This window comes from Acidisphaera rubrifaciens HS-AP3, assembly GCF_000964365.1.
Classification (GTDB): Bacteria; Pseudomonadota; Alphaproteobacteria; order Acetobacterales; family Acetobacteraceae; genus Acidisphaera; species Acidisphaera rubrifaciens.
In genome coordinates this window covers 1-1280 of the sequence record NZ_BANB01001111.1, presented here as the reverse complement: position 1 = coordinate 1280, position 1280 = coordinate 1, and the positions used below count along the sequence as shown (strand labels likewise).

3 protein-coding genes are annotated in these 1280 nt (G+C 73.2%); 1 reads left to right on the top strand and 2 read right to left on the bottom strand.

Features of this window, described 5'->3' with window-relative positions; genetic code table 11:
• Positions 1-150 precede the first annotated feature (150 nt).
• Entirely contained in the window at positions 151-465 is a 315-nt protein-coding gene (locus B8460_RS20285) for a DUF6916 family protein (protein ID WP_052945326.1), read from the top strand.
• Positions 466-478: 13 nt separating this feature from the next.
• Here B8460_RS20285 and B8460_RS20280 read toward each other — a convergent pair whose 3' ends face one another.
• Both B8460_RS20280 and B8460_RS23025 read right to left on the bottom strand, forming a co-directional pair.
• A complete protein-coding gene (locus tag B8460_RS20280; RefSeq protein WP_048863439.1) occupies positions 479-1015 on the bottom strand; it encodes a phage tail protein in 537 nt (178 codons plus the stop codon).
• A gap of 18 nt (positions 1016-1033) precedes the next feature.
• A partial coding sequence (locus B8460_RS23025; protein ID WP_048863438.1) for a phage tail protein occupies positions 1034-1280 on the bottom strand: 247 nt, incomplete at its 5' end.

Genomic DNA, 1280 nt, shown 5'->3' with positions numbered 1-1280 from the left:
GATCGGCGGCCACCGCCGGCGGCAGGCCCGGCGCGGCGAGCGCGAAGATGAAGGCTTGATCCGCCGCCGTCTCCGGCCGCAGCGTCACCGTGCCGCGCGCCGTCGTGAGCGTGATGCCGGCGTCGCGGTCGAACGCAACGGGAGGGACGGATGTCATCGGAAGGCGATGCCGCGCCGCGCTATGCGCGCTTCCTGCCGTATCGCGGCCAGACGCTCGCGATCGAGGGCCACGCGGCGGCGCCGCGGCTCGTCGCGGTGGAGACGAACGCCGCCCCGGGATGGCCCGCGCATCTGCCGTCGCCCTTCATCCTGATCTTCGAGACGCCGGCCGGCGTGCTGATCCCGGAGGGGCTGCACACGCTCACGGCGGCGGACGGCTGGCGCTTCACCCTGTATCTCATGCCGATCCATGCGCCGGAGGCGCGGGCGCGCGGGATGCAGGCCTATCAGGCGGTGTTCAACTGACCGTCCGGCGCGGTCAGCTCTGGGACGGAAACACACCTTGCAGCGCGATGCAGTAGCTGAGCGTCGTGGACGGCATCATGTTCGGATGCGCCTGCCCGGCGCCGGCCTGCGCGAGGGCGGCCGCCGCGAGCACCTGACCCGGCGCGGTGTCGGCGACATAGATGTTATAGGGCGTCTGCCCGCCATGGCCGTCGTCGCCGCTGGCCTGCGCGAGCACGGCGCCGGCCGGTGAATCCGTGCCCCCGGCGGCGGTGCTGGCGCCGAGGGCGTGCTGATGGGCGGGCATCTCCGGCACGCTGAGCGTGTGGGCCGTCTCGCCGCCCTTCGCCCCCGGGAAGTATTGCGCGGTGTCGGCGCCGACCACGCAGCAGCCGCGCAGGTCGGGCAGCGCGAAGGTGGTCTGTCCGTCGCCGCCGAACTGCGTGCCGAGCAGCGAGAACAGCGCCTGGTTCTGCACGATCGGCAGCAATTGCCCGTTGCACAGCGCATAGCCGCGCGGCGCGAAGCCGAACGCGAAAAGGTCGATCTCACCGAGATAGGGCGTCGTCATGGTGCTCCGCTCCTGCGCTCAGCCGCGCGAGGGAAAGATGCCGGTCAGCGCGATGCAGTAGCCGACCGCCACATAGGGCTGCAGGTTCGCGTGCGGCTGGCCGCCGCCGGTCGCGCCGACCGTGCCGGGCGCCAGCGTGGTGGTCGCCGACCCGGCGACATAGACGTTGCCCTTGGTCTGCTCGCGCCCGACCGTGCGCACGACGGTGGCCGGCAGCGCCCCGGCGCCGCCCGTGGCCGAGCCCGCGGCGGCGGTGCCCTGCGCC